This is a genomic window from Pseudomonas sp. NBB (assembly GCF_032701105.1).
GTDB classification, from domain to species: domain Bacteria; phylum Pseudomonadota; class Gammaproteobacteria; order Pseudomonadales; family Pseudomonadaceae; genus Aquipseudomonas; species Aquipseudomonas asiatica.
This window is the reverse complement of sequence record NZ_CP103994.1, coordinates 58670-80692: the sequence shown is the minus strand read 5'-3', so window position 1 is coordinate 80692 and position 22023 is coordinate 58670. Positions and strand designations below refer to the sequence as shown.

General features: G+C 62.6%; 22 protein-coding genes. 10 read left to right on the top strand and 12 right to left on the bottom strand.

Annotated elements, in window-relative coordinates; translation table 11 throughout:
* Positions 1–321: 321 nt before the first annotated feature.
* Positions 322–3069: a DNA polymerase I gene (gene polA / locus NY023_RS00395; protein WP_024087955.1), complete on the bottom strand. Its 2748-nt coding sequence runs from the start codon at positions 3067–3069 to the stop codon at positions 322–324.
* Between the two features lie 75 nt (positions 3070–3144).
* Here polA and NY023_RS00390 point away from each other — a divergent pair, with 75 nt between their 5' ends.
* Entirely contained in the window at positions 3145–3432 is a 288-nt protein-coding gene (locus NY023_RS00390; RefSeq protein ID WP_013970316.1) for a DUF2782 domain-containing protein, read from the top strand.
* A gap of 69 nt (positions 3433–3501) precedes the next feature.
* Positions 3502–4452, top strand: coding sequence for a homoserine kinase (locus NY023_RS00385; RefSeq protein ID WP_024087954.1), 951 nt, complete (start codon positions 3502–3504; stop codon positions 4450–4452).
* An 82-nt stretch (positions 4453–4534) separates the two neighbouring features.
* Here NY023_RS00385 and NY023_RS00380 read toward each other — a convergent pair whose 3' ends face one another.
* Positions 4535–5488, bottom strand: coding sequence for an IS110 family transposase (locus tag NY023_RS00380; protein WP_013970314.1), 954 nt, complete (start codon positions 5486–5488; stop codon positions 4535–4537).
* 237 nt (positions 5489–5725) lie between these two features.
* Positions 5726–6682 carry a zinc ABC transporter substrate-binding protein gene (locus NY023_RS00375; RefSeq protein ID WP_044039948.1) on the bottom strand — a complete coding sequence of 319 codons (957 nt, stop codon included), beginning with the start codon at positions 6680–6682 and terminating at the stop codon, positions 5726–5728.
* An 18-nt stretch (positions 6683–6700) separates the two neighbouring features.
* On the opposite strand from NY023_RS00375, the gene zur reads away from it, so the two are divergent.
* The 4 genes from zur (at position 6701) to NY023_RS00355 (ending at position 9569) form a co-directional block, all read left to right on the top strand.
* Positions 6701–7186: a zinc uptake transcriptional repressor Zur gene (gene zur, locus NY023_RS00370; protein ID WP_013970312.1), complete on the top strand. Its 486-nt coding sequence runs from the start codon at positions 6701–6703 to the stop codon at positions 7184–7186.
* Complete coding sequence (gene znuC, locus NY023_RS00365; protein WP_013970311.1) at positions 7183–7959, top strand: zinc ABC transporter ATP-binding protein ZnuC; 777 nt, start codon at positions 7183–7185, stop codon at positions 7957–7959. Before zur ends, znuC begins: the two co-directional genes overlap by 4 nt.
* Entirely contained in the window at positions 7952–8734 is a 783-nt protein-coding gene (gene znuB, locus NY023_RS00360) for a zinc ABC transporter permease subunit ZnuB (RefSeq protein ID WP_013970310.1), read from the top strand. Before znuC ends, znuB begins: the two co-directional genes overlap by 8 nt.
* Before the next feature lie 127 nt (positions 8735–8861).
* The gene (locus NY023_RS00355; protein WP_013970309.1) at positions 8862–9569 is read left to right on the top strand and encodes a PA5502 family lipoprotein; all 708 of its coding nucleotides are present in this window, start codon (positions 8862–8864) and stop codon (positions 9567–9569) included.
* 109 nt (positions 9570–9678) lie between these two features.
* Here NY023_RS00355 and katE read toward each other — a convergent pair whose 3' ends face one another.
* Positions 9679–11814, bottom strand: coding sequence for a catalase HPII (gene katE / locus NY023_RS00350; protein WP_013970308.1), 2136 nt, complete (start codon positions 11812–11814; stop codon positions 9679–9681).
* A gap of 227 nt (positions 11815–12041) precedes the next feature.
* Here katE and NY023_RS00345 point away from each other — a divergent pair, with 227 nt between their 5' ends.
* The 3 genes from NY023_RS00345 to NY023_RS00335 all read left to right on the top strand — a co-directional run bounded on the left by NY023_RS00345 (position 12042) and on the right by NY023_RS00335 (position 14555).
* On the top strand, positions 12042–13049 hold the full coding sequence (locus NY023_RS00345) for a methionine ABC transporter ATP-binding protein (protein WP_003256960.1): 1008 nt from the start codon (positions 12042–12044) through the stop codon (positions 13047–13049).
* Positions 13049–13720 (top strand): methionine ABC transporter permease, encoded by a 672-nt coding sequence (locus tag NY023_RS00340; RefSeq protein WP_013970307.1) that lies wholly within the window; start codon positions 13049–13051, stop codon positions 13718–13720. The genes NY023_RS00345 and NY023_RS00340 overlap by 1 nt, the downstream gene beginning before the upstream one ends.
* Before the next feature lie 64 nt (positions 13721–13784).
* Positions 13785–14555, top strand: coding sequence for a MetQ/NlpA family ABC transporter substrate-binding protein (locus NY023_RS00335; protein ID WP_013970306.1), 771 nt, complete (start codon positions 13785–13787; stop codon positions 14553–14555).
* Positions 14556–14674: 119 nt separating this feature from the next.
* On the opposite strand, the gene NY023_RS00330 is transcribed toward NY023_RS00335, so the two are convergent.
* From NY023_RS00330 to NY023_RS00310, 5 genes are read right to left on the bottom strand one after another with little or no spacing between them, the layout of a single operon-like run.
* Positions 14675–15307, bottom strand: coding sequence for an SCO family protein (locus tag NY023_RS00330; RefSeq protein WP_013970305.1), 633 nt, complete (start codon positions 15305–15307; stop codon positions 14675–14677).
* Entirely contained in the window at positions 15304–16197 is an 894-nt protein-coding gene (gene cyoE / locus NY023_RS00325) for a heme o synthase (RefSeq protein ID WP_013970304.1), read from the bottom strand. Before cyoE ends, NY023_RS00330 begins: the two co-directional genes overlap by 4 nt.
* On the bottom strand, positions 16182–17261 hold the full coding sequence (locus NY023_RS00320; protein WP_044046863.1) for a COX15/CtaA family protein: 1080 nt from the start codon (positions 17259–17261) through the stop codon (positions 16182–16184). The genes cyoE and NY023_RS00320 overlap by 16 nt, the downstream gene beginning before the upstream one ends.
* Positions 17262–17270: 9 nt before the next feature.
* Complete coding sequence (locus tag NY023_RS00315) at positions 17271–17852, bottom strand: hypothetical protein (RefSeq protein WP_023660931.1); 582 nt, start codon at positions 17850–17852, stop codon at positions 17271–17273.
* Positions 17821–18558 carry an SURF1 family protein gene (locus NY023_RS00310; RefSeq protein WP_024087951.1) on the bottom strand — a complete coding sequence of 246 codons (738 nt, stop codon included), beginning with the start codon at positions 18556–18558 and terminating at the stop codon, positions 17821–17823. Before NY023_RS00310 ends, NY023_RS00315 begins: the two co-directional genes overlap by 32 nt.
* Positions 18559–18621: 63 nt before the next feature.
* On the opposite strand from NY023_RS00310, the gene NY023_RS00305 reads away from it, so the two are divergent.
* Positions 18622–18825, top strand: a complete 204-nt coding sequence (locus NY023_RS00305) for a twin transmembrane helix small protein (protein ID WP_003258925.1) — start codon at positions 18622–18624, stop codon at positions 18823–18825.
* 99 nt (positions 18826–18924) lie between these two features.
* Here NY023_RS00305 and NY023_RS00300 read toward each other — a convergent pair whose 3' ends face one another.
* From NY023_RS00300 to ctaD, 3 genes are read right to left on the bottom strand one after another with little or no spacing between them, the layout of a single operon-like run.
* A complete protein-coding gene (locus NY023_RS00300) occupies positions 18925–19812 on the bottom strand; it encodes a cytochrome c oxidase subunit 3 (protein ID WP_003258926.1) in 888 nt (295 codons plus the stop codon).
* A gap of 16 nt (positions 19813–19828) precedes the next feature.
* Positions 19829–20395, bottom strand: a complete 567-nt coding sequence (locus NY023_RS00295; RefSeq protein WP_013970301.1) for a cytochrome c oxidase assembly protein — start codon at positions 20393–20395, stop codon at positions 19829–19831.
* 10 nt (positions 20396–20405) lie between these two features.
* Entirely contained in the window at positions 20406–21995 is a 1590-nt protein-coding gene (gene ctaD, locus NY023_RS00290) for a cytochrome c oxidase subunit I (RefSeq protein WP_013970300.1), read from the bottom strand.
* Between the last annotated feature and the right edge of the window lie 28 nt (positions 21996–22023).

Genomic DNA, 22023 nt, shown 5'->3' with positions numbered 1-22023 from the left:
GCTCCCACAGGGCTCTCTATTAGCCCTAAGTCAAATTCCGGGCAAAAAAAACCCCGGACTTCGTATGGGGAGGGGGAAGTTCGGGGTCCAAGTCCGGACCGCTAGGGCGGGGTCCAGATATCTGCCAACACTTAACACAACATAGGAGCATCGAAAGGCTTCACCAGCCATTCAGTTACTCTGAGTTCCGTTTCACCGGTTTAGTTCCAGAGCCCTGAAAACTATTTGCGATAGTTTCATGAAACTTCAGCACCGCTGGCACTGAGCAGTGCCGGATCCGCATCGCTACAACACGGATCCTACACAGCTTTCCCCACCCGATCAGTGAGCTTCGTCCCAATTCGCACCAATTCCTGCCTCGACCAGCAGCGGCACATCCAGTTTCGCGGCCTTGCTCATGTGCTGGCGAATTTCATCTTTCACCAGCTCCACCAGGTCCTCGCGCACTTCCAGCACCAGTTCGTCGTGCACCTGCAGGATCACCCGGGCATCCAGCCCGCTCTCGCTCAGCCAGTTATCCACATTGACCATGGCCCGCTTGATGATGTCGGCCGCAGTGCCCTGCATCGGGGCGTTGATCGCCGTGCGCTCGGCGCCTTTGCGCAGGGCCGGGTTCTTGGCATTGATATCCGGCAGGTACAGGCGGCGGCCGAACAGGGTTTCTACAAAGCCTTGCTCCGCCGCCTGGGCGCGGGTGCGCTCCATGTACGCCAACACGCCCGGATAGCGGGCGAAGTAGCGGTCGATGTAATCCTGCGACTGCTTGCGGTCGACGCCGATCTGCTTGGCCAGGCCAAAGGCGCTCATGCCGTAGATCAGGCCGAAGTTGATGGCCTTGGCACTGCGGCGCTGATCGGTGGTGACGTCTTCCAAGGCTACGCCGAATACTTCCGCCGCCGTGGCGCGGTGCACGTCCAGGTTGTTGCGGAAGGCATGCAGCAAGCCTTCGTCCTTGGCCAGGTGGGCCATGATGCGCAACTCGATCTGCGAGTAGTCCGCCGCCAGCAGCTTGTAACCCGGGCTGGCAACGAAAGCCTGGCGGATGCGCCGGCCTTCGGCAGTACGGATCGGGATGTTCTGCAGGTTCGGGTCGCTGGACGACAGTCGACCGGTGGCCGCCACCGCCTGCTGGTATGAGGTGTGGATACGCCCGGTGCGCGGGTTGATCTGCCCCGGCAGCTTGTCGGTGTAGGTGCTCTTGAGCTTGCTCAGACTGCGGTACTGCATCAGTACCTCCGGCAGCGGGTAGCCTTGCTCGGCCAGTTCGTCGAGCACCGCTTCTGCCGTGGATGGCTGGCCCTTGGTGGTCTTGCTTAGCACCGGCATGCCCAGCTTGTCGTATAGGATCGCGCCCAGTTGCTTGGGCGAGCCGAGGTTGAACTCCTCACCGGCCAGCTCATAGGCGCGCTGCTCGAGCTCGGCCATCTTTAGCCCCAGCTCACCGCTCTGCACCTGCAGCAACGCGGCATCGACCAGCGCCCCCTGGCGCTCGATCTTGGCCAGCACCGGCACCAGCGGCATCTCGATGTCCATCAGCACCGGCTGCACGCTCGGCGTCTGCGCCAGGCGCGCCTGCAGCGCCTGGTGCAGGCGCAGGGTGATGTCGGCGTCTTCGGCAGCGTAGGGGCCGGCCTTGTCAAGGTGGATCTGGTTGAAGGTCAGCTGCTTGGCGCCCTTGCCGGCGATATCCTCGAAGGCAATGGTGGTATGGTCGAGGTACTTCTGCGCCAGGCTGTCCATGTCGTGACGGGTGGCGGTGGAGTTCAGCACGTACGACTCGAGCATGGTGTCGTAGGCAACGCCGCGCATTTCGATGGCGGGCGAGCCATTGGCAAGGATGTTGATATCGTACTTGGCGTTCTGCCCGACCTTGGCCTTGCCCGGGTCTTCCAGCAGTGGCTTCAGCGCCAGCAGCACGGCAGTGCGGTCCAACTGGGCCGGCGCGCCTTCATAGTCGTGAGCCAGCGGCACATAGGCCGCTTCGTGCGGTTCAACGGCGAACGACAGGCCGACCAGCTGGGCCTGCTGAGCGTCCAGGCCGGTGGTCTCGGTGTCGAAAGCGAACAATGGCGCCTGGCGCAGCTTCTCCAGCCAGAAGTCGAAACGGGCCTGATCGAGAATGGTTTCGTACCTGGGCTCGACCTTGGCCACCTGCTCCGCGACCGGCGCGATTTCGTCACCGGCCTTGGCAGCGTCACGCTGCACCTCGGCGATCCAGCTCTTGAATTCCATCTCGGTGTACAGCGCCAGCAACGCGTCGCGATCAGGTTCGCCGCACACCAGGGCATCTACTTCGATATCCAGCGGCACATCGACCTTGATGGTAGCCAGCTCATAGGATAGGAACGCCGCGTCGCGGTGCTCTTCCAGCTTGGCCGGCAGGGTCTTGGCACCGCGAATGGCCAGCGTCGGGACCTTGTCCAGATTGGCATACAGGTCGCTGAGACCGCCGCCGATACCGGTCAGCAGGCCCACCGCGGTTTTTTCGCCCACGCCCGGCACTCCGGGGATGTTGTCGACCTTGTCGCCCATCAGCGCCAGGAAGTCGATGATATGTTCCGGCCCGACGCCAAATTTCTCGTGCACGCCAGCCACGTCCAGCACGCTTCCGGTCATGGTGTTGACCAAGGTAATGTGCCCGTCCACCAGCTGCGCCATATCCTTGTCACCGGTCGAGATGATCACCGGGCGGTCCAACGCGGCGCTGCTGCGCGCCAGGGTGCCGATCACGTCGTCGGCCTCGACCCCCTCGACGCACAGCAGCGGGTAGCCCAGCGCCTTGACGCTGGCGTGCAGCGGCTCGATCTGTACCCGCAGGTCGTCAGGCATGCTCGGGCGGTTTGCCTTGTATTCAGCGAACATGGCATCGCGGAAGGTGCCACCCTTGGCGTCGAACACCACCGCGAACAGGCTGTCGGGGTATTGCTTGCGCAGGCTCTTGAGCATGTTCAGCACCCCCTTCACCGCGCCGGTCGGCATGCCTTTGGAGGTAGTCAACGGCGGCAGCGCGTGGAAGGCGCGGTACAGGTAGGAGGAACCGTCCACCAGGACGAGGGGCGCTTGGCTCATGAGCAGAATCAACCTTTTCGACGGGTCCGGCGCTAGAATAGCCAGAATCATTGACGACAAAGGGACAAGGTTATCATGCGTACACTCAATCGCCTGTTACTGCTCGGTCTGTTGGCCACCATGCCTGTCGTCACCCTGGCGGCGGACGACGCCCCCTCGGCCGATCCCGAGGTGACCATTCGCACGGAAGGCGACAAAACCATCCAGGAGTACCGGCAGAACGGGTTCCTGTATGCGATCAAGATCACGCCGAAAAACGGCAAGCCTTATTTCCTGGTACGCGCCGATGGCTCTGATGGCAATTTCATTCGTTCCGACCAGCCGGACATGCTGATTCCGTCCTGGAAGATCTTCGAGTGGTAATCTGACGCGCACCGTTCACATCAACCCGGCACTTCCCGGCGGAAGTGCCCGTATGGGCAAATTTTCATCATGTCAGTCTTCACCCCCGTGACCCGGCCTGAGCTGGAAACCTTTCTGGCGCCGTACGCGCTGGGTCGTCTGCTCGATTTCCAGGGCATTGCCGCCGGCACCGAGAACAGCAATTTCTTCGTCAGCCTCGAACAGGGGGAGTTCGTCCTGACGCTGATCGAGCGCGGGCCCAGCGAGGACATGCCGTTCTTCATCGAGCTGCTGGACACTTTGCACGCAGCCGACATGCCGGTGCCCTATGCAATACGCGACCGCGACGGCAATGGCCTGCGCGAGCTGTGCGGCAAGCCGGCGCTGCTGCAGCCACGGCTGTCGGGCAAGCACATCAAGGCACCGAACGCCCAGCACTGCGCCCAGGTCGGCGAGCTGCTGGCGCACATTCACCTGGCTACCCGCGAGCACATCATCGAGCGCCGCACCGACCGCGGCCTGGACTGGATGCTGGCTTCGGGTGCCGAGTTGCTGCCGCGCCTTACCGCCGAGCAAGCCGCGCTGCTGCAACCGGCTCTGGATGAAATCAGTGCGCACAAGGCACAGATCCTGGCCCTGCCACGGGCAAACCTGCATGCCGACCTGTTCCGCGACAACGTGATGTTCGAAGGCACCCACCTGACCGGTGTGATCGACTTCTACAACGCTTGTTCCGGGCCGATGCTGTATGACATTGCCATCACCGTGAACGACTGGTGCCTGGATGAACACGGCGCGATCGATGTGCCACGCGCCCAGGCGTTGCTGGCGGCCTATGCGGCGCTGCGGCCGTTCACCGCGGCCGAAGCTGAGCTGTGGCCGGAGATGTTGCGGGTAGGCTGCGTGCGCTTCTGGCTGTCGCGCCTGATTGCAGCGGAATCGTTTGCCGGAATGGATGTGATGATCCACGACCCGAGCGAGTTCGAAGTGCGTTTGGCGCAGCGCCAGCAGGTGGCTTTGCACCTGCCGTTCGCCCTCTAGAGCGTGTCTGCTTCTTCGCGGGTAAACCCGCTCCCACACAGGCGTGAGGCTGGCGCTATCCCTGTGGGAGATTCTATGGTTTTCAGCAAGCCAGTTTCGCGCCTTTAGTGACGTATTCGTCCTGATTTTTCATCAGGGCGAATGCCACCCGCGCGAGCTTTCTTGCCAGGATTACCAACGCTTGGGTTGTTGCTTTACCACTGCTCCGATGCTGTTCGTAAAGCCCTTTCCAGGCTGCCGATCTGCTGGCCGCCATCGCAGCGTTGTGCAATAAGCGACGAATTTCTGAACAACCTCGCTTGGTGAGGCGACGTCGCCCATTCTTCTGTCCGGAATCACTGACTCGTAAATCCATTCCTAGGAATGCAATGTACGAGTCACTGCTTTTGAACTCGCCCCTTGTAAAAGCCATCACCAATGCTGCGGCGGTGAGAAAACCAATGCCCTCTACTGCCTGGCAGCGAGCGACTTGTTCCTGCAGCCCAGCGTCTCGCAGTACTTCTTTAATCTTCTTTTGAATCAACTGATCCAGCCGATCTATCGACTTCACAAAAGTTTCGAAGGCGGCTTTCAAAAGGCTTTCGTTAGCCCAGCTCTGAGTCATTGCAGTACGAGCAGTCACCAAGGCGGCTCTGCGTCGCAAGAGGCTCTGAAGCTTGCCGTAGACAGCGGGAGGCGGGCTCCAAGGGCGAAGGTCCTCGCCTTCATTTTTTAAAAAACGGGACAGCAACCGAGCATCGGAGGGGTCGGTTTTAACCCGTCCCCCAACACTCTTCCGGTAGTTGCTCAATTGAAAACCATCGATGACATAGACCTCGAAGCCTAGGCTGTGGGCCAATTCAACCAGGTCCAAGTGATAGACGTTGGTCGCCTCAACAGCGATAGCGGTGTTGAGGGGTTGTTGCTTGAGCCACCTTCTGATCTCGAGTTTGGAGTTTTTGAGCCTGATGATCTCGTCGCGATCATCGTGGTGGATAACCAGCTCAGCTTTCGCGACATCCGCACCCACGATCAACTTACCTACCTGCATTGCCATGGGCCGCTCCTCACGTTATGGTTTTTCGGCTTGAAGGGGTTTCACCAAGAGGCGCTGGCTTGTTTCTATCGTCGCTTGCAAACGATGCATTCTTTATCGGCGCTTTGGTGGAAGGGGTGGGGCGATGTCTCCCACGGTCTGTACTGCTGTGAACAGTCAGAATCGGGCATTTAGTCCCACCACCCCTTCAAGTCTAACCATACAAGCGGGTTTACCCGCGAAGAGGCCGGTACAGGCTTACAACTGTTCCAGGCACCCAACCAGGTCGCCACCCAGCTTCTCCAGCAAGCGCTCATAGCCCTTGCCATCCACCGGGTCGGTACCGCCCAAGGCATCCAGCTCGGCCAGGCGCACCGGCAGCCCGGCGGTCAAGGTCTCGGCTAGCCGGGGCCGCAGCGGCGGTTCGCTGAACACACAGGTCTTGCCCACTTCCTGCAGACGCTTGCGCATGGCTGCCACGTGCTGCGCACCCGGCTGCACCTCGGACGCTACGCTGAACACCCCGGTGTGCTTCAGGCCATACTCGGCCTCGAAATAGTCGAATGCTTCGTGGAACACGAAGTACGGCTTGCCGGCAATCCCGGCCACCCGCGCCTTGATCCGCTTATCCAATGCGTCCAGGCGTTCGTCGAAGGCCTTGAGGTTGCTCTGGTAGCGCACCGTATTGGCTGGATCGATCTGCGCCAGGTCATCCGCCATCTTCGCTGCAATTACACGCGCATTGACTGACGATAGCCACAGGTGAGCATCCAGGCTGCCCGGGCGGTGGTCGTGGTCATGGTCATCGTGGTCTTCTTCCTCATGGGAATGGCTGTCCTCGCCAAAATGCCGAAGCTTCATGCCCGGTAGCGCCTGCACGGCCACAGTGGGCTTGCTGCGATTGCCCAGTACCCGCGGCAGGAAGCCCTCCATGTCCGGGCCGATCCAGTACAGCAGGTCGGCATCGCCTACCCGCCGTACGTCGGACGGGCGCAGCGCGTAGTGGTGTGGCGAAGCCCCCGGAGGCAGCAATACCTCAGGGGTGCCAACACCGTCCTGCACGGCAGCGGCAATCTGCTGCAGGGGTTTGATACTGGTCAGCACGCGCACGTCGGCCTGGGCGGAAAATGCGATGAAAGCGACAAAAAGGACTAGGAATCGGGACACGGTGAATACTCGAGTCGTCAGAAACAGGTAACATAATAACGTCTCCATCCAGAACCGTCGCTGCCCATGTCCATCACGCCGCTGGCCAACCGTCCTCACGATCATTCCCATTGCGTACACAGCGCATTGGCTGAAGCCGACGCCTTGTGCACCCGCCAGGGCCTGCGCCTGACCGCGCTGCGCCGTCGAGTGCTGGAACTGGTGTGGCAAAGCCACAAGCCGCTGGGCGCCTACGATATCCTCGCCGTGCTCAGTGAGCAGGACGGCCGCCGAGCCGCGCCCCCCACGGTGTACCGTGCGCTGGACTTCCTGCTGGAAAACGGCCTGGTCCACCGCATCGCCTCGCTCAACGCATTCATCGGCTGCAGCCACCCGGAACACCTGCACCAGGGCCAGTTCCTGATCTGCCGGGCCTGCCATGTGGCAATCGAACTGGAACAGGACAGCATCAGCGAAGCCATCATCAGCAGCGCCAAGGGCGTGGGCTTCGCGGTCGAGACCCAGACGGTGGAAGTGGTCGGCCTTTGCAGCAATTGCCGGAGCGCGGCATGAGCGATGCACTGATCCGCCTGGAGCAGGTCGGTGTCACCTTCGGTGGCGAGGCGGTGCTCGACAGCATCGACCTGTCAGTCTCACCTGGCCAGATCGTCACGCTGATCGGCCCCAACGGCGCGGGCAAGACCACCCTGGTGCGCGCCGTGCTCGGCCTGCTCAAGCCGCACCGCGGCAAGGTATGGCGCAAGCCGAAACTGCGCATTGGCTACATGCCGCAAAAGATCCAGGTCGATGCCACGCTGCCGCTGTCGGTACTGCGCTTCTTGCGCCTGGTGCCCGGTGTAGACCGCGCGGCAGCCTTGTCGGCGTTGCAGGAAGTGGGTGCGGAGCAGGTGATCGACAGCCCAATCCAGACCATTTCCGGCGGCGAGATGCAGCGCGTGCTGCTGGCCCGCGCCCTGCTGCGCGAACCCCAGCTGCTGGTGCTCGACGAGCCGGTGCAGGGCGTAGACGTGGTCGGCCAGACCGAGCTGTACAACCTCATTACCCGCCTGCGCGACCGCCACGGCTGCGGCGTGCTGATGGTTTCCCACGACTTGCACCTGGTGATGAGCGCCACCGACCAGGTGGTGTGCCTGAACCGCCACGTGTGCTGCTCGGGCCACCCCGAGCAGGTAAGCGGCGACCCGGCATTCGTCGAGCTGTTCGGCCAGACCGCCGCACCCAGCCTGGCCATCTACCACCACCATCACGACCACAGCCACGACCTGCACGGCTCGGTGGTCACCCCTGGCACCCATGTTCACGGAGCGCACTGCAAGCATGGCTGATTTTCTTCTCTACGCCCTGCTTGCCGGTTTGTCCCTGGCACTGGTGGCCGGCCCACTGGGCTCCTTCGTGGTATGGCGGCGCATGGCCTATTTTGGCGATACCCTGTCCCACGCCGCCCTGCTCGGCGTGGCCCTGGGCTTTGCCATGGACGTCAGCCCGGCGCTGGCGGTAACCGTCGGCTGCCTGTTGCTGGCGATCTTGCTGGTGACCTTGCAGCAACGCCAGCCGCTGGCCTCCGACACCCTGCTCGGCATACTCGCCCCCAGCACATTGTCGCTGGGCCTGGTGGTGCTGAGCTTCATGCATGATGTACGCATCGACCTGATGGCCTACCTGTTCGGCGACCTGCTGGCCATCAGCACCACCGACCTGGCCTGGATCCTCGGCGGCAGCGCGCTGGTGTTGCTGCTGCTCGCTGCGCTGTGGCGGCCGTTGCTGGCAGTCACCGTGCACGAAGAGCTGGCCATGGTCGAAGGCCTGCCGGTGGCCGGGCTGCGCATGGCGCTGATGCTGCTGATCGCGGTGGTGATTGCCGTGGCCATGAAGATCGTCGGCGTGCTGCTGATCACCTCGCTGCTGATCATTCCTGCCGCTGCGGCGCAACGTCACGCCCGCTCTCCCGAGCAGATGGCCCTGGGCGCCAGCCTGCTGGGCGTGACCGCGGTATGCGGCGGCCTGGCCATGTCCTGGTTCAAGGACACCCCCGCAGGCCCATCGATCGTGGTATGCGCGGCGGTGCTATTCTTGCTGAGCCTGGCCCTGCCAAAACGCTGAAAAACAGGGCGCGTGAAGGCGCGCCCTGCAACCTTTTCGCACGTAAAGGGTCTGTAAGACTTGTTTTCGAGCGTGCGCACCTGGGTGTAGACTTGCTCGCTTTTTGCGCAAATAGAGAGTCGCAGGAATGAAGCCGTTCGCCTCCCGTTATCTGCTTGTTGCCGCGTTTTCCCTGTTCCTGGCTGCGTGTTCCAGCGCGCCGGTCGAACAGGCCACCGCACCTGCCCAAGCCGATGCCTGGCAGCAGTTGCAACAGAACATCGCCAGCAACGAGCTGGCCACCGCCGAAGACCAGCTGGCAGCCCTGCAGGCCCAGGCGCCGGACGACGCGCGCCTGGAGCAATACCAGCGCCAGCTTGCCGAAGCCTACCTGCAACGCAGCCAGATCTTCCTGCAGAAGGGTGATGTGAACGCTGCCGCCACCGCCCTGGCCCGTGCCCGCGCGCTGATGCCGCAGGCCCCGGCAGTGACTGGTGGCGATACCGTGACCCAGGCGCGCAAAGCCGAGCTGGAGAAGGCTGAAGCGGCGTTGAAAGCGGCCGAGGCCAAGCCCAAGGCGCGCATCATCGATCCGGCTGCACCGAGCACCGTCGTGGCCTTGAAGACTACCGACAGCCGCGCCATGCGTCGCCAGCTGGATGACATTGCCGCCGATGTGGTGAGCTATCAATGCGACGTGGTGTTCCAGGTGCCGCGTACCGAAGATGCGCCTTGGCTGAAGACCTTGCTGGAGAAACGCGTGCGCAAGATCGACAGCGGGTTCGAGCTGAAGCAGAAGCACGAGATTCAGCGGGCGTTGCCGGCGCAGGTGGTTCTGGTTCCGCATCAGCGTTAAGAATCTGGGGGCGCTGCGCGCCCCTTTCGTGACACAAGGCCGCTCCTACAAGGGAATGCGATCTCCTGTAGGAGCGGCCTTGTGTCGCGATGGGGTGCAAAGCAGCCCCTTAGGCAGGCACAGCCTCCGCAGCCGCCTCCCGCTCCCACACCCGATGCCCCTCTACCGCTTTGACGAAGGCATCCACGGTCTTTTGCTCGTCCCCCAGCAGCAACCCCTTGTCTTCTTTCAGCCCCAAGCTGCCCAAAAGCTCTTTGGTCACCACCATCGCCTTCAGGTGTTTGTAGCCCTCCAGCAGGAAGTGCTTGGCCAAACCACTGCCTGCCAGCGCATCGGTCGAGGCCTTGCCCGCTGGCACAACAATCCCGTCAAACATGATCGAGGGCATCCCTTCCATGGAGGCATCCACCGGCAGTTGCTTACCGTCCGCGGCCATCACCGGTGCCGAGGTCGGCCCAAGCAGCATCGGCCGGGCACTGTGCGCCTCCAGAGCCTTGACCAGCTTGTCCACGCTGGCAGCGTCTACGCCATCTGCCACCAGCACGGCAATCTTGCGCCCCTTGATGCCAACCGAGCCCGGGTGGTTCATCTGGCTCAGGGCAGGCGACTGCGCAAGCTGGCTTCCCTTCACTTGCACAGTGCCTGCGCTCGGTGCAGGCAAACCGAGGTTGGCAGCAACCGCAGCCGCCAGCTTCAGGTCGATATTGGCGAGAATCTCATTCACTTCCCGAGCACGGATCGTCTCCCGCTCCACCTTGCCCAGCTCAAAGCTGTAAGCCTTGATGATGTGCTGCTGCTCGGTCGGGCTCATGCTCTGGAAGAACAACCGCGCCTGCGAGAAATGGTCGCTGAACGAATCGCTGCGCTGGCGGATCTTGTGCGCATCGATACGCTCCTGGTAGCTCTCGAAGCCGCCATCCTGCGCCGCTGGTGGCGTTTCCTTCGGCCAGCCACCGTCGATGGAATTGGGCTCGTAGGATGCGCGACCCTTGTGCACCAGATGCTGATGCAAGGCGTCACGCTGGTTGTTGTGGTTAGGAGCGACGGGGCGGTTGATCGGGATCTGGTGGAAGTTGGGCCCGCCGAGGCGGCTAAGCTGCGTGTCGGTGTAGGAGAACAGCCGTCCCTGCAACAAAGGGTCGTTGGTAAAGTCGATGCCAGGCACGATATGAGCCGGGCAGAACGCCACCTGCTCCACTTCGGCAAAGAAGTTGTCCGGGTTGCGATTCAGGACCATCTTGCCCAAAGGTGTAACCGGCACCAGTTCTTCCGGGATTATCTTGGTCGGGTCCAGCAGGTCGAAATCGAATTTGTGCTCGTCGGCTTCCGGCACGATCTGCACACCCAGTTCCCATTCAGGGTAATCACCCGTCTCGATAGCCTCCCACAGGTCGCGACGCTGGAAATCAGCATCCTTGCCTGCCAGCTTCTGCGCTTCGTCCCATAGCAAGGAGTGCACACCCTGGCGCGGTTTCCAGTGGAATTTGACGAAACTGGCTACGCCCTGGGCGTTGATCAGGCGGAACGTATGCACCCCGAACCCTTCCATCATCCGCAAGCTGCGCGGGATAGCGCGGTCCGACATAGCCCACATGACCATATGGGCCGACTCCGGTACCAGCGAGACGAAATCCCAAAAGGTGTCATGGGCCGAAGCGCCGGTCGGGATCTCGTTGTGCGGCTCCGGCTTTACGGCGTGGACGAAATCCGGGAATTTGATCGCATCCTGGATGAAGAACACCGGCATGTTGTTGCCCACCAGGTCGAAGTTGCCCTCGTCGGTGTAGAACTTCACAGCAAAGCCCCTCACGTCACGCACGGTGTCGGCTGAGCCGCGCGGGCCTTGTACCGTGGAAAATCGCACGAAGACGGGCGTGACTTTCTCCGGGTCCTGCAGGAAGCCGGCTTTGGTCAGCTCGGCGTGGTTGCCATAGCTCTGGAAATAGCCATGCGCCCCTGTTCCTCGCGCATGCACGATGCGCTCAGGAATGCGCTCGTGGTCAAAGTGCGTGATCTTCTCTCGCATGATGAAATCTTCGAGCAACGAGGGGCCTCGATCACCCGCCTTGAGCGTGTTCTGGTTGTCAGCGATGCGCACCCCCTGGTTGGTACGCAACGCACTGCCTGTGGCATCGCTTCGGTCAGCCTCCAGGCTCTGCAACTTGGCGTTGGTATTGGCCCGGTCCGGGGTCTGGGTGCCAGCGGCCTCGCTGTGCTTTGGCGCGTCCGTGTTCTTGCTGGGCATGATCGGCTCTCCTCGTCAGTCTTAAGGCATACCCGTTTCGGGCTGTGTGCAAGTAGTGACCGGAAGGCTTTGCCGAGCGTTCAATCAGGATTACCGGTTGTCGCGATATGCCCGAAGGATTGGTGCATTACGAAATAAATGCTAAGAACAGCTATGGGAAAAGGCTAAAATGCGCGACCCCAGCTAACCGCTGACCCAAATTCCATGCGCCCCACAAGGTTCGCTACGTGATCGAGTTCCAACAGGTACACAAGACCTACCGCGTCGCCGGTAGGGAAATCCCCGCACTGAATCCGACCAGCCTGACCATCGAAGATGGCCAGGTGTTCGGCCTGATCGGCCATTCCGGCGCCGGCAAGAGCACCATGCTGCGCCTGATCAACCGCCTGGAAGAGCCTTCCGGCGGCAAGATCATCGTCGACGGCGAAGACGTTACCGCGTTCAACGCGAGCCAGCTGCGCGGTTTCCGTCAGCAGGTCGGGATGATTTTCCAGCACTTCAACCTGCTGGCCTCCAAGACTGTCGCCGACAACGTCGCCTTGCCACTGACCCTGGCCGGCGAGCTGTCGCGCAGCGAAATTGACAAGCGCGTGACCGAGCTGCTGGCCCGCGTCGGCCTTTCCGACCACGCCAGAAAGTACCCGGCGCAGCTGTCCGGTGGCCAGAAGCAGCGCGTCGGCATCGCCCGCGCCCTGTCCACCAACCCGAAGATCCTGCTGTGCGACGAGGCCACCAGCGCCCTCGACCCGCAAACCACCGCCTCGGTCCTGCAATTGCTGGCCGAAATCAACCGTGAGCTGAAGCTGACCATTGTGCTGATCACGCACGAAATGGACGTGATCCGCCGGGTCTGCGACCGCGTGGCAGTGATGGACGCCGGCCAGATCGTCGAGCAGGGCTCGGTGGCCGAGGTGTTCCTGCACCCGCAGCACCCCACCACCAAGCGCTTCGTCCAGGAAGACGAGCAGGTTGACGAAGGCGAGCAGCGTGACGACTTCGCCCACGTGCCGGGCCGTATCGTGCGCCTGACCTTCCAGGGCGACGCCACCTACGCGCCGCTGCTGGGCACCGTGGCCCGCGAAACCGGCGTGGACTACAGCATCCTCGCCGGGCGTATCGACCGCATCAAGGATGTCCCCTATGGCCAGCTCACCCTCGCCCTGATCGGCGGTGACATGGAAGCGGCGTTCGCCCGCTTCAAGGCAGCTGACGTACATATGGAGGTACTGCGTTGATGGACGCCCTGAATTTCTTTGCCAACGTCGACTGGGCCGAAATCTGGCTGGCCAGCGTCGACACCATGATCATGCTGTTCGGCTCGCTGTTCTTCACCGTGCTGCTCGGCCTGCCGCTGGGCGTGCTGCTGTTCCTCTGCGGGCCAAAGCAGATGTTCGAGCAGAAGGGTGTGTATGCGCTGCTGTCGCTGATCGTCAACATCCTGCGCTCGCTGCCGTTCATCATCCTGCTGATCGTTATGATCCCGATCACAGTGCTGATCACAGGCACTTCCCTGGGCGTCGCCGGCGCCATTCCGCCGCTGGTGGTGGGTGCCACGCCGTTCTTCGCGCGCCTTGTGGAAACCGCCCTGCGTGAAGTGGACCGCGGCATCATCGAAGCCACCCAGTCGATGGGCGCCACTACCCGCCAGATCATCACCAGCGCACTGCTGCCGGAGGCTCGCCCGGGCATCTTCGCCGCCATTACCGTGACCGCCATCACCCTGGTTTCGTACACCGCCATGGCTGGTGTGGTCGGTGCCGGCGGCCTGGGCGACCTGGCCATCCGCTTCGGCTACCAGCGTTTCCAGACCGACGTGATGGTCGTCACAGTGGTGCTGTTGCTGGTACTGGTTCAAGTCCTGCAGAGCGTGGGCGACAAACTGGTCGTGCATTTTTCCCGTAAGTAACCCCAATGGGGTCGGCCCGGCCGACCCGTTCGGGGGCCGTCGCGGCCCTCACAAGGAGTGATCAATGAAGAAGCTGCTTGCTGTTGTCGCCGCTGTCGCGGCCTTCTCGGCCCACGCCGAGTCCCTGACCGTTGCCGCTACCCCGGTTCCGCACGCCGAGATCCTCAACTTCGTCAAACCTGTTCTGGCGAAAGAGGGCGTGGAGCTGAAGGTCAAGGAATTCACCGACTACATCCAGCCGAACGTGCAGGTGGCGGAAAAGCGCCTGGACGCCAACTTCTTCCAGCACCAGCCGTACCTGGATGAGTTCAACAAGGCCAAGGGTACCAACTTGGTGAGCGTTGCCGGCGTGCACATCGAGCCGCTGGGCGTGTACTCGACCAAGATCAAGAAGCTGGACGAGCTGTCCTCCGGCGCCACCGTGGTCATCCCCAACGACGCCACCAACGGCGGCCGCGCGCTGCTGCTGCTGGACAAGGCCGGTGTGATCAAGCTGAAGGACAACAAGAACATCCTGTCCACCGTGAAGGATGTTGCCGAGAACCCGAAAAGCCTGAAGTTCCGTGAGCTGGAAGCGGCCACCATCCCGCGCGTGCTGACCCAGGTCGATGCTGCCCTGATCAACACCAACTACGCGCTGGAAGCAAAGCTGAACCCGGAAAAAGACGCCCTGGTCATCGAAGGCAGCGACTCGCCTTACGTGAACATCCTGGTTGCCCGCCCGGACAACAAGGACTCGGACGCCATGAAAAAGCTGGCTGCTGCGCTGCACTCGCCTGAGGTGAAGCAGTTCATCAACGAGAAGTACAAAGGCGCTGTGGTTCCGGCGTTCTAAGCCGTCACATCGCGCTGGACTCTTCGCGGGTAAACCCGCTCCCACAGGGATAGCGAAAGGCTCACGGCCTACGCTGTACCTGTGGGAGCGGGTTTACCCGCGAAGCTTTTGGGGCTAACTCAATCCCGCTTCACGAGCCCGGGCAACTGCGCCACCAGCTTCTGGTTGTTGAACGGCGCCCGAATGAACCCGCGCTGACGCCCATCCGGCCCCACAACCGCCAGGTTGCCGCTGTGATCCACGGTATACCCCGGCTTGCTGGTATCGGCCGGAATGAACGGAATGCTCAAGGCATTGGCCAGCTTCTGGGTATCCTCGATCGACCCCGCCACCCCGACGAAATCCTTGTCGAAATAACCCAGGTACTGCTTCAGCTGGTTCGGCGTGTCGCGGTTCGGGTCAACGCTCACCAGCACCACCTGCAGCCGGTCGACGGCCTCCTTGGGCAGCTCGCTCTTCACCTGGCGCAGCTGGGCCAGGGTGGTCGGGCAGATGTCCGGGCAGTAGGTGTAGCCGAAGAACAGCAACGACCATTTGCCCTTCAGGTCATCCAGTTGCACCGGCTGGCCGTCCTGGTTGGTCATGGTCACGTCGGCCACGGTACGGCTCTGCGGCAGCAGGATGATGCCGGCATCGATCAGCTCGGTGGGGTTGGGCTGGTCGCGGCCATTGAGCACCTTGTTGACGGTCAGGCCCAGGATCAACGCGACCAGGGCAACGAGGATGAAGACGGTTTTCTGGGTTCGGGTCATAGGTTCAGCAACAGGTAGTGGTCGAGGAGCAACGCGATGAACAGCGCGAACAGGTAGCCGATAGAGTACTTGAAGGTGCCGATCGCTGCGTGCGGCCGGCTGCCACGGTACAACACCCATGCCCATTGCAGGAAGCGCAGGCCCAGTACAAGGGCACAGGCCAGGTACAGCGGGCCGCTCATGTGGATGGCGTACGGCAGCAGGCTCACCGCCAGCAATACCAGGGTGTACAGCAGGATATGCAGCTTGGTGTAGCGCTCGCCGTGGGTCACCGGCAGCATCGGGATATCGGCCTTGGCGTATTCCTCCTTGCGGTGGATCGCCAGAGCCCAGAAGTGGGGTGGTGTCCAGGCGAAGATGATCAGCACCAGCAGCAGGGGCTCGGCGCTGACATGCCCACTGACCGCCACCCAGCCCAGCAACGGCGGGGCGGCGCCAGCCAAGCCGCCGATGACGATATTCTGTGGCGTAGCGCGCTTGAGAAAACCGGTGTAGAGCACCGCATAACCGAGCAGGGAAGCCAGTGTCAGCCAGGCGGTGAGGGCGTTGGTGAACACCAGCAGCAGGGCCATGCCAAGTAGCGCCAGCGCCAGGGCGAACAGCAGCGCCGGCAGCGGCTCGACCCGGCCCTGGGCAAGCGGCCGTTTGTGGGTACGCGCCATCAGCGCGTCAATACGTCGGTCCACCACATGATTGACCACCGCCGCGCCGCCTGCACAAAAGCCGATGCCCAAGTTGCCGAACAGCAGCACGCTCCAGCTGACACCCGCACGGGTGGCAAGGAACATGCCCGCCAGCGAGGTGATCAGCATCAGCACCACCACCTTGGGCTTGGTCAGCTCCAGGTAGTCACGCCAACTGGCCCTCTGTGCGCTCAGAAGCGTCGCCACGAATCATTCCTCATGTGGTGGGAGATGCCCACGCCAGCCACGGGCCGCAGGCGCCAGCCATGGCCGACACCCACGCGAACCTTGTCGACCACGCGGATGCGGTAGTTCACCAGCACCATGCTCAACAGCAACAGCGCCCCACCAGCGTTGTGCGCCACGGCCACGGCCAGCGGCAGGTGCAGCAGCACATTGCTGATGCCCAGGCCGACTTGCATCACCAGCGCCAGCAGCACCAGCCGCGCCAGGCCAGGGAGGCCGCAGCGGTGCAGCTTCCAGCTGAGCATCAGCAGCACGCAGGTCACCAGCAGTGCACCCAGGCGGTGGCTGATGTGGATGGCCGTGCGCGCTTCACTGTCCAGTTGCCCACCCAGGTAATTGGGCCCGACGTGCTGGGTCAGATGGAACCCGTTGCTGAAGTCCGCCGCCGGCCACCACTGGCCGTGGCAGGTGGGCAGGTCGATGCAGGCGACGGCCGCGTAGTTGGCACTGACCCAGCCGCCCAGGGCGATCTGGCCGATCACCACCAGCAAGGCCAGCGCGGCGATCCGGCGCAGGCTCAATGGCAGCTTTGGCAAAGGCGCAAAGGCCCGGGACAGACGCAGGGACAACAGGAACAACAAACTCAGGGTAGTGAAGCCGCCGAGTAGATGCGCGGTGACCACCTGTGGCCACAGCTTGAGGGTGACCGTCCACATGCCGAAGGCTGCCTGGGCCAGCACCACGCCCAGCAGCAGCAAGGGCAGGCGGTAAGGCTGGCCATCGCGGGCATGCCGGCGCAGCGCCTGCAAGGCGAGCAGGGCGATCACCATCGCCAGGGTGCCGGCGAAGTAGCGGTGGACCATCTCGGCCCAGCCCTTGGCGGCTTCCACCGGATGTTCGGGGAAATGCAGCTCGGCATGAGCCAGCTGCGCTTCGCTCTTGGGCACGCTGATGAAGCCGTAGCAACCCGGCCAGTCTGGGCAGCCGAGGCCGGCGTGGGTCAGGCGGGTATAGGCACCGAGCAGGACGACCAGCAGTGCCAGCAAGGTGGCGAACACAGCAAGGCGGAATCCGGGTCTGGCCATGGCAGGCTCCTAGCCGATGTTGGACAGCTTGAGCAGGTGGCGCAGGTCGTCCAGCACATGCTTGCCGTTGACCTTGGCGTCGTAGCGCAGCACCAGGTTGCCGTGTGGGTCGACGATCCACAGCTGCGGGCCGGTCTCGCCGACCTTTTGCAGGTAGCGTTGCGCATCCAGCGGGTAACGCTGCAACTGTGGGTATTCGCGGCCGAGCAACGCCTGGTAATCGGCACTTGCCGGCTGGGCGGCCGCCAGGGCATGGCTGGCACGGCTGGCATCACGGCCCAGGCCGACCTGGATCTGCCGGGCCAGGTACACCAGCCGTTGGCAATCCTCGGCACAGGCTGTGGGTGTGCTCACCAGCAGCTGCCAGCGCTCGTCCTGGCCCGCCACGCCGAGATCGGAAAGGCTCTCACCGTTGCCGATCATCACGCCGTGGTAGCTGCGGCCGTCCGGCACCCAGAACTTGAGCTTGTACATGCTGGTGGCCAGAACCATCGGCCCGAGCACCACCAGCAGAATCAGCAGCAGCTGCAAACGCCCGCGGGCTCTGGGTTTGCTGCGTTCAGGCACTTCCAGTGGAGTGGCGGTGGCCATGGCGTTTCTCCTTGTTGTGGTGCCAGCCGAAGTAGAGGTAGAGCAGTACCAAAGTGGTTGCCAGGGCAAACCATTGCACGGCGTAACCCAGGTGTTTTTCCGAGCCCATGGCAACGACTGGCCAGTCCAGGCGATAGGTCGCCGGGCCGGGTTCCAGGCGCAGCTCATGGGCGAAGCCATCGCGATCGAGCTGTTGCCATAGCTGCGCGGCATCCACGGCAGTCAGCAGGTGCGGCCACTGGCCGCCTGCAGGGTCGGGGTGCAGCTGGAACGTGCTACCAGGCGCGACATACACCGAAGCGTCCAGCGCCAACGCCTGGGCAGGGGTATCGAAATGCACCGGCACGCGGCGGTCCGGCCAGGGCAGCCAGCCGCGGTTGACCAGCAGCCACACGCCGCTGGCCTGATCATGGAAGGGTTGCAGCAGTTCGACACCGGCCTGGCCGTCACGCATGCGGTTGTCCAGAAGCAAGCTGTGCTCGGCGTCGAAGCGGCCATAGAGATGCACGCGGCGGAAGGCATTGTCCTGGTTCGCTGTCAGCTGGGCCATGGCCACTGGCGCTTCGACCCGCCGCTCGGCATAGGCGGCCAGCAGCACGCGCTTTTCCTCGGCACGGCCGAGTTGCCAGCAGCCAAGCGCGATCAGCCCCGGCAGCAGCGCAAGCACCACCAGGGTTGGTACCCAGCCCGGACGAAACGGCCTCATCGGAGCCTCGTCGGGCCGATCGCTATACTTATCCACATCACCGCATCCCCCCGGAGTATCGCCATGCTCAAGGCCGCGATTGTCCTGATGCTGTTGGCCACGATTGCCAGCCTGTTCAGCGGCCTGGTGTTTCTGGTCAAGGACGATGAAAACTCGACCCGTTTGCTGAAGGCACTGACCGTGCGGGTGACCCTGGCGGCCCTCACCATCGGCCTGGTGGCCTGGGGCTTCATCAGCGGTCAGCTGGTCTCACACGCCCCCTTCTGAAGTTTTCACCTGACCCTGTGGGAGCGGGCATGCCCGCGAATGCGATGTTGAATGTACCGACGCATTCGCGGGCGCGCCCGCTCCCACAGGGTTCTCTATTCACAACACATAGACAAAGATGAACAACCCCACCCACACCACATCGACGAAGTGCCAGTACCAACTGGCCGCCTCGAAACCAAAGTGTTTCTCCGGGTTGAAATGCCCGCGCAAGATGCGCACGAACATCACGATCAGGATGATCGTGCCCAAGGTCACGTGGGCGCCGTGGAAGCCGGTGAGCATGAAGAACGTCGCGCCGTAGATACCCGACCCCAGCGTCAGCCCCAGCTTGGTATAGGCCTCGTGGTACTCGTAGGCCTGCAACGCGATGAAGCTGGCGCCCAGGACGATGGTCAGCGCCATCCAGAATTTCAGCGGGCCACGGTGGCCGCGACGCAGGGCATGGTGGGCGATGGTGATGGTCACGCTGGAGCTGACCAGCAAGATGGTGTTGATCAGCGGCAGGTGCCACGGGTCGATCACTTCCTTGGGCGGCGGGAACAGTTTTGGGTCGGGCGTGTGCAGCAGCGGCCAGGTGAATTCGAAGGTCGGCCACAACATGTGCGCAACACCCTTGGCCCCTTCACCGCCCAGCCACGGCCCGGCCAGCACGCGCACGTAGAACAGCGCACCGAAGAAGGCCAGGAAAAACATCACCTCGGAGAAAATGAACCAGCTCATGCCCCAGCGGAACGAGCGGTCCAGTTGCGGGCTGTACAGCCCCGCGCGGCTCTCCCGCACCACCGAACCGAACCAGCCGAACAGCATGTAGGCCAGGAACAACGCACCGATGAAGAAGATCAGCGGCCCGTGCGACTCGGGGTGGCCGGCCTTCATGTCGTTGAACCAGGTACCCAGGCCGAACACCGTGATGAACATGCCGATGGTGGCGATGATCGGCCACTTGCTCTGCGCCGGAACGTAGTAGTGCTCATGACTTGCCATTGCTGTTCTCCTTCCCTTAACGGGCGCCCTGGACGTCCTGGGCCGCGACATGCGCGACCGGCGGGTGGCGAGCGGTGATGTCGAACAAGGTGTAGGCCAGTGTCAGGTGCTTCACGCTGGCCGGCAGGTCGCGGTCGACGATGAAGCGCACCGGCATCTCGATGCGTTCGCCGGGCTGCAGCACCTGCTGGGTGAAGCAGAAGCACTCGGTCTTGTGGAAGTACGCCGCAGCCTCGGCCGGGGTGATGCTGGGGATGGCTTGCGCACTCATCGGCCGGTCGGTCGGGTTATGGGCGACGAAGATCATCTGGTTCACCGCACCCGGGTTGACCTCCAACTGGTCGGCGGTGGAGTAGAAGTCCCAGACCATGTCGCTGGCATTGGTCGACATGAACTGCACCCGCACCGAACGCGTCGGGTCGCTGACCTGGCTGCCTTCGTACTGCCCTCCGGTCTTGCCGTTGATGCCGAAGGCCTTGCACATCACGTCATAGATAGGCACCAGGGCGAAGCCGAAGGCGAACATCACCACCGTCAGCATCAACAGGCGCAACACCAGACGTTTCAGCGAAAGGCCGTTCATGGCACGGTTCCTATTTCACTTCCGGTGGCGTCTGGAAGGTGTGGTAGGGCGCAGGCGAAGGGATCGACCACTCCAGGCCCTCGGCGCCATCCCATGGCTTGGCCGGTGCCGGCGCGCCGCCGCGGATGCACTTGATGACGATGAACAGGAAGAAGATCTGCGTAGCGCCGAACATGAACGCGCCGATCGACGACACCATGTTGAAGTCGGCGAACTGCAGGTTGTAGTCGGGGATTCGCCGTGGCATGCCGGCCAGCCCCACGAAGTGCATAGGGAAGAAGGCCATGTTCATGCCGATGAACGATAGCCAGAAGTGCAGCTTGCCGAGGGTTTCGTCATACATGTGGCCGGTCCATTTCGGCAGCCAGTAGTAGGCCGAGGCGAAGATGCCGAAGATAGCCCCAGGCACCAGCACATAATGGAAATGCGCCACCACGAAGTAGGTGTCGTGGTACTGGAAGTCCGCTGGAGCGATGGCAAGCATCAGCCCGCTGAATCCGCCGATGGTGAACAGGATGACAAAGGCGATGGCGAACAGCATCGGCGTTTCGAAGGTCAGCGAGCCTTCCCACATGGTGCTGACCCAGTTGAACACCTTCACCCCGGTAGGCACGGCGATCAGCATGGTGGCGTACATGAAGAACAGCTCGCCGACCACCGGAATACCGACAACGAACATGTGGTGGGCCCAGACGATGAACGACAGGAAGGCGATGGCGCCGGTGGCGTACACCATCGAGGTGTAGCCGAACAGCGGCTTGCGCGAGAACGCCGGGATGATCGAGCTGACCGCGCCGAAGGCCGGCAGGATCATGATGTACACCTCGGGGTGGCCGAAGAACCAGAACACGTGCTGGAACAGCACCGGGTCACCACCGCCGGCGGCACTGAAGAAGCTGGTACCAAAGTGGATGTCCATCAGCATCATGGTGACGACGCCGGCCAGCACCGGCATCACCGCAATCAGCAGGAATGCGGTAATCAGCCAGGTCCAGACGAACAGTGGCATCTTCATCAGGGTCATGCCCGGGGCGCGCAGGTTGAGGATGGTGGCGATCACGTTGATCGCGCCCATGATCGAACTGATGCCCATCAGGTGGATGGCAAAGATGAAGAAGGTGACGCTGGCCGGCGCGTAGGTGGTGGACAGCGGGGCGTAGAAGGTCCAGCCGAAGTTGGGCCCGCCGCCCGGGCTGAACAGGGTCGAGACCAGCAGCAGGAAAGCTGCCGGCAGCAGCCAGAAGCTGAAGTTGTTCATCCGCGGCAAAGCCATGTCGGGCGCGCCGATCATCAGCGGGATCATCCAGTTGGCCAGGCCGACGAAGGCCGGCATCACCGCACCGAACACCATGATCAGGCCGTGCATGGTGGTCATCTGGTTGAAGAACTCCGGCTGGACGATCTGCAGGCCAGGCTGGAACAGCTCGGCGCGGATCACCATGGCGAACGAGCCGCCGAGCAGGAACATGATGAAGCTGAACCACAGGTACATCGTGCCGATGTCCTTGTGGTTGGTGGTCAGCACCCAGCGCATCAGGCCCTTGGCCGGGCCGTGCGCATGGTCATGGCCGTGGGCGTGGTCGTCGATCACTGCACTCATGTCCTGTCTCCTGCAATCCATTGATTGC

Coding starts and splice junctions, on each gene's coding strand:
- polA (WP_024087955.1), bottom strand. CDS start 3,069: ATGAGCCAAGCGCCCCTCGTCCTGGTGGACGGTTCCTCCTACCTGTAC.
- NY023_RS00390 (WP_013970316.1), top strand. CDS start 3,145: ATGCGTACACTCAATCGCCTGTTACTGCTCGGTCTGTTGGCCACCATG.
- NY023_RS00385 (WP_024087954.1), top strand. CDS start 3,502: ATGTCAGTCTTCACCCCCGTGACCCGGCCTGAGCTGGAAACCTTTCTG.
- NY023_RS00380 (WP_013970314.1), bottom strand. CDS start 5,488: ATGGCAATGCAGGTAGGTAAGTTGATCGTGGGTGCGGATGTCGCGAAA.
- NY023_RS00375 (WP_044039948.1), bottom strand. CDS start 6,682: ATGGAGACGTTATTATGTTACCTGTTTCTGACGACTCGAGTATTCACC.
- zur (WP_013970312.1), top strand. CDS start 6,701: ATGTCCATCACGCCGCTGGCCAACCGTCCTCACGATCATTCCCATTGC.
- znuC (WP_013970311.1), top strand. CDS start 7,183: ATGAGCGATGCACTGATCCGCCTGGAGCAGGTCGGTGTCACCTTCGGT.
- znuB (WP_013970310.1), top strand. CDS start 7,952: ATGGCTGATTTTCTTCTCTACGCCCTGCTTGCCGGTTTGTCCCTGGCA.
- NY023_RS00355 (WP_013970309.1), top strand. CDS start 8,862: ATGAAGCCGTTCGCCTCCCGTTATCTGCTTGTTGCCGCGTTTTCCCTG.
- katE (WP_013970308.1), bottom strand. CDS start 11,814: ATGCCCAGCAAGAACACGGACGCGCCAAAGCACAGCGAGGCCGCTGGC.
- NY023_RS00340 (WP_013970307.1), top strand. CDS start 13,049: ATGGACGCCCTGAATTTCTTTGCCAACGTCGACTGGGCCGAAATCTGG.
- NY023_RS00335 (WP_013970306.1), top strand. CDS start 13,785: ATGAAGAAGCTGCTTGCTGTTGTCGCCGCTGTCGCGGCCTTCTCGGCC.
- NY023_RS00330 (WP_013970305.1), bottom strand. CDS start 15,307: ATGACCCGAACCCAGAAAACCGTCTTCATCCTCGTTGCCCTGGTCGCG.
- NY023_RS00320 (WP_044046863.1), bottom strand. CDS start 17,261: ATGGCCAGACCCGGATTCCGCCTTGCTGTGTTCGCCACCTTGCTGGCA.
- NY023_RS00315 (WP_023660931.1), bottom strand. CDS start 17,852: ATGGCCACCGCCACTCCACTGGAAGTGCCTGAACGCAGCAAACCCAGA.
- NY023_RS00310 (WP_024087951.1), bottom strand. CDS start 18,558: ATGAGGCCGTTTCGTCCGGGCTGGGTACCAACCCTGGTGGTGCTTGCG.
- NY023_RS00305 (WP_003258925.1), top strand. CDS start 18,622: ATGCTCAAGGCCGCGATTGTCCTGATGCTGTTGGCCACGATTGCCAGC.
- NY023_RS00300 (WP_003258926.1), bottom strand. CDS start 19,812: ATGGCAAGTCATGAGCACTACTACGTTCCGGCGCAGAGCAAGTGGCCG.
- NY023_RS00295 (WP_013970301.1), bottom strand. CDS start 20,395: ATGAACGGCCTTTCGCTGAAACGTCTGGTGTTGCGCCTGTTGATGCTG.
- ctaD (WP_013970300.1), bottom strand. CDS start 21,995: ATGAGTGCAGTGATCGACGACCACGCCCACGGCCATGACCATGCGCAC.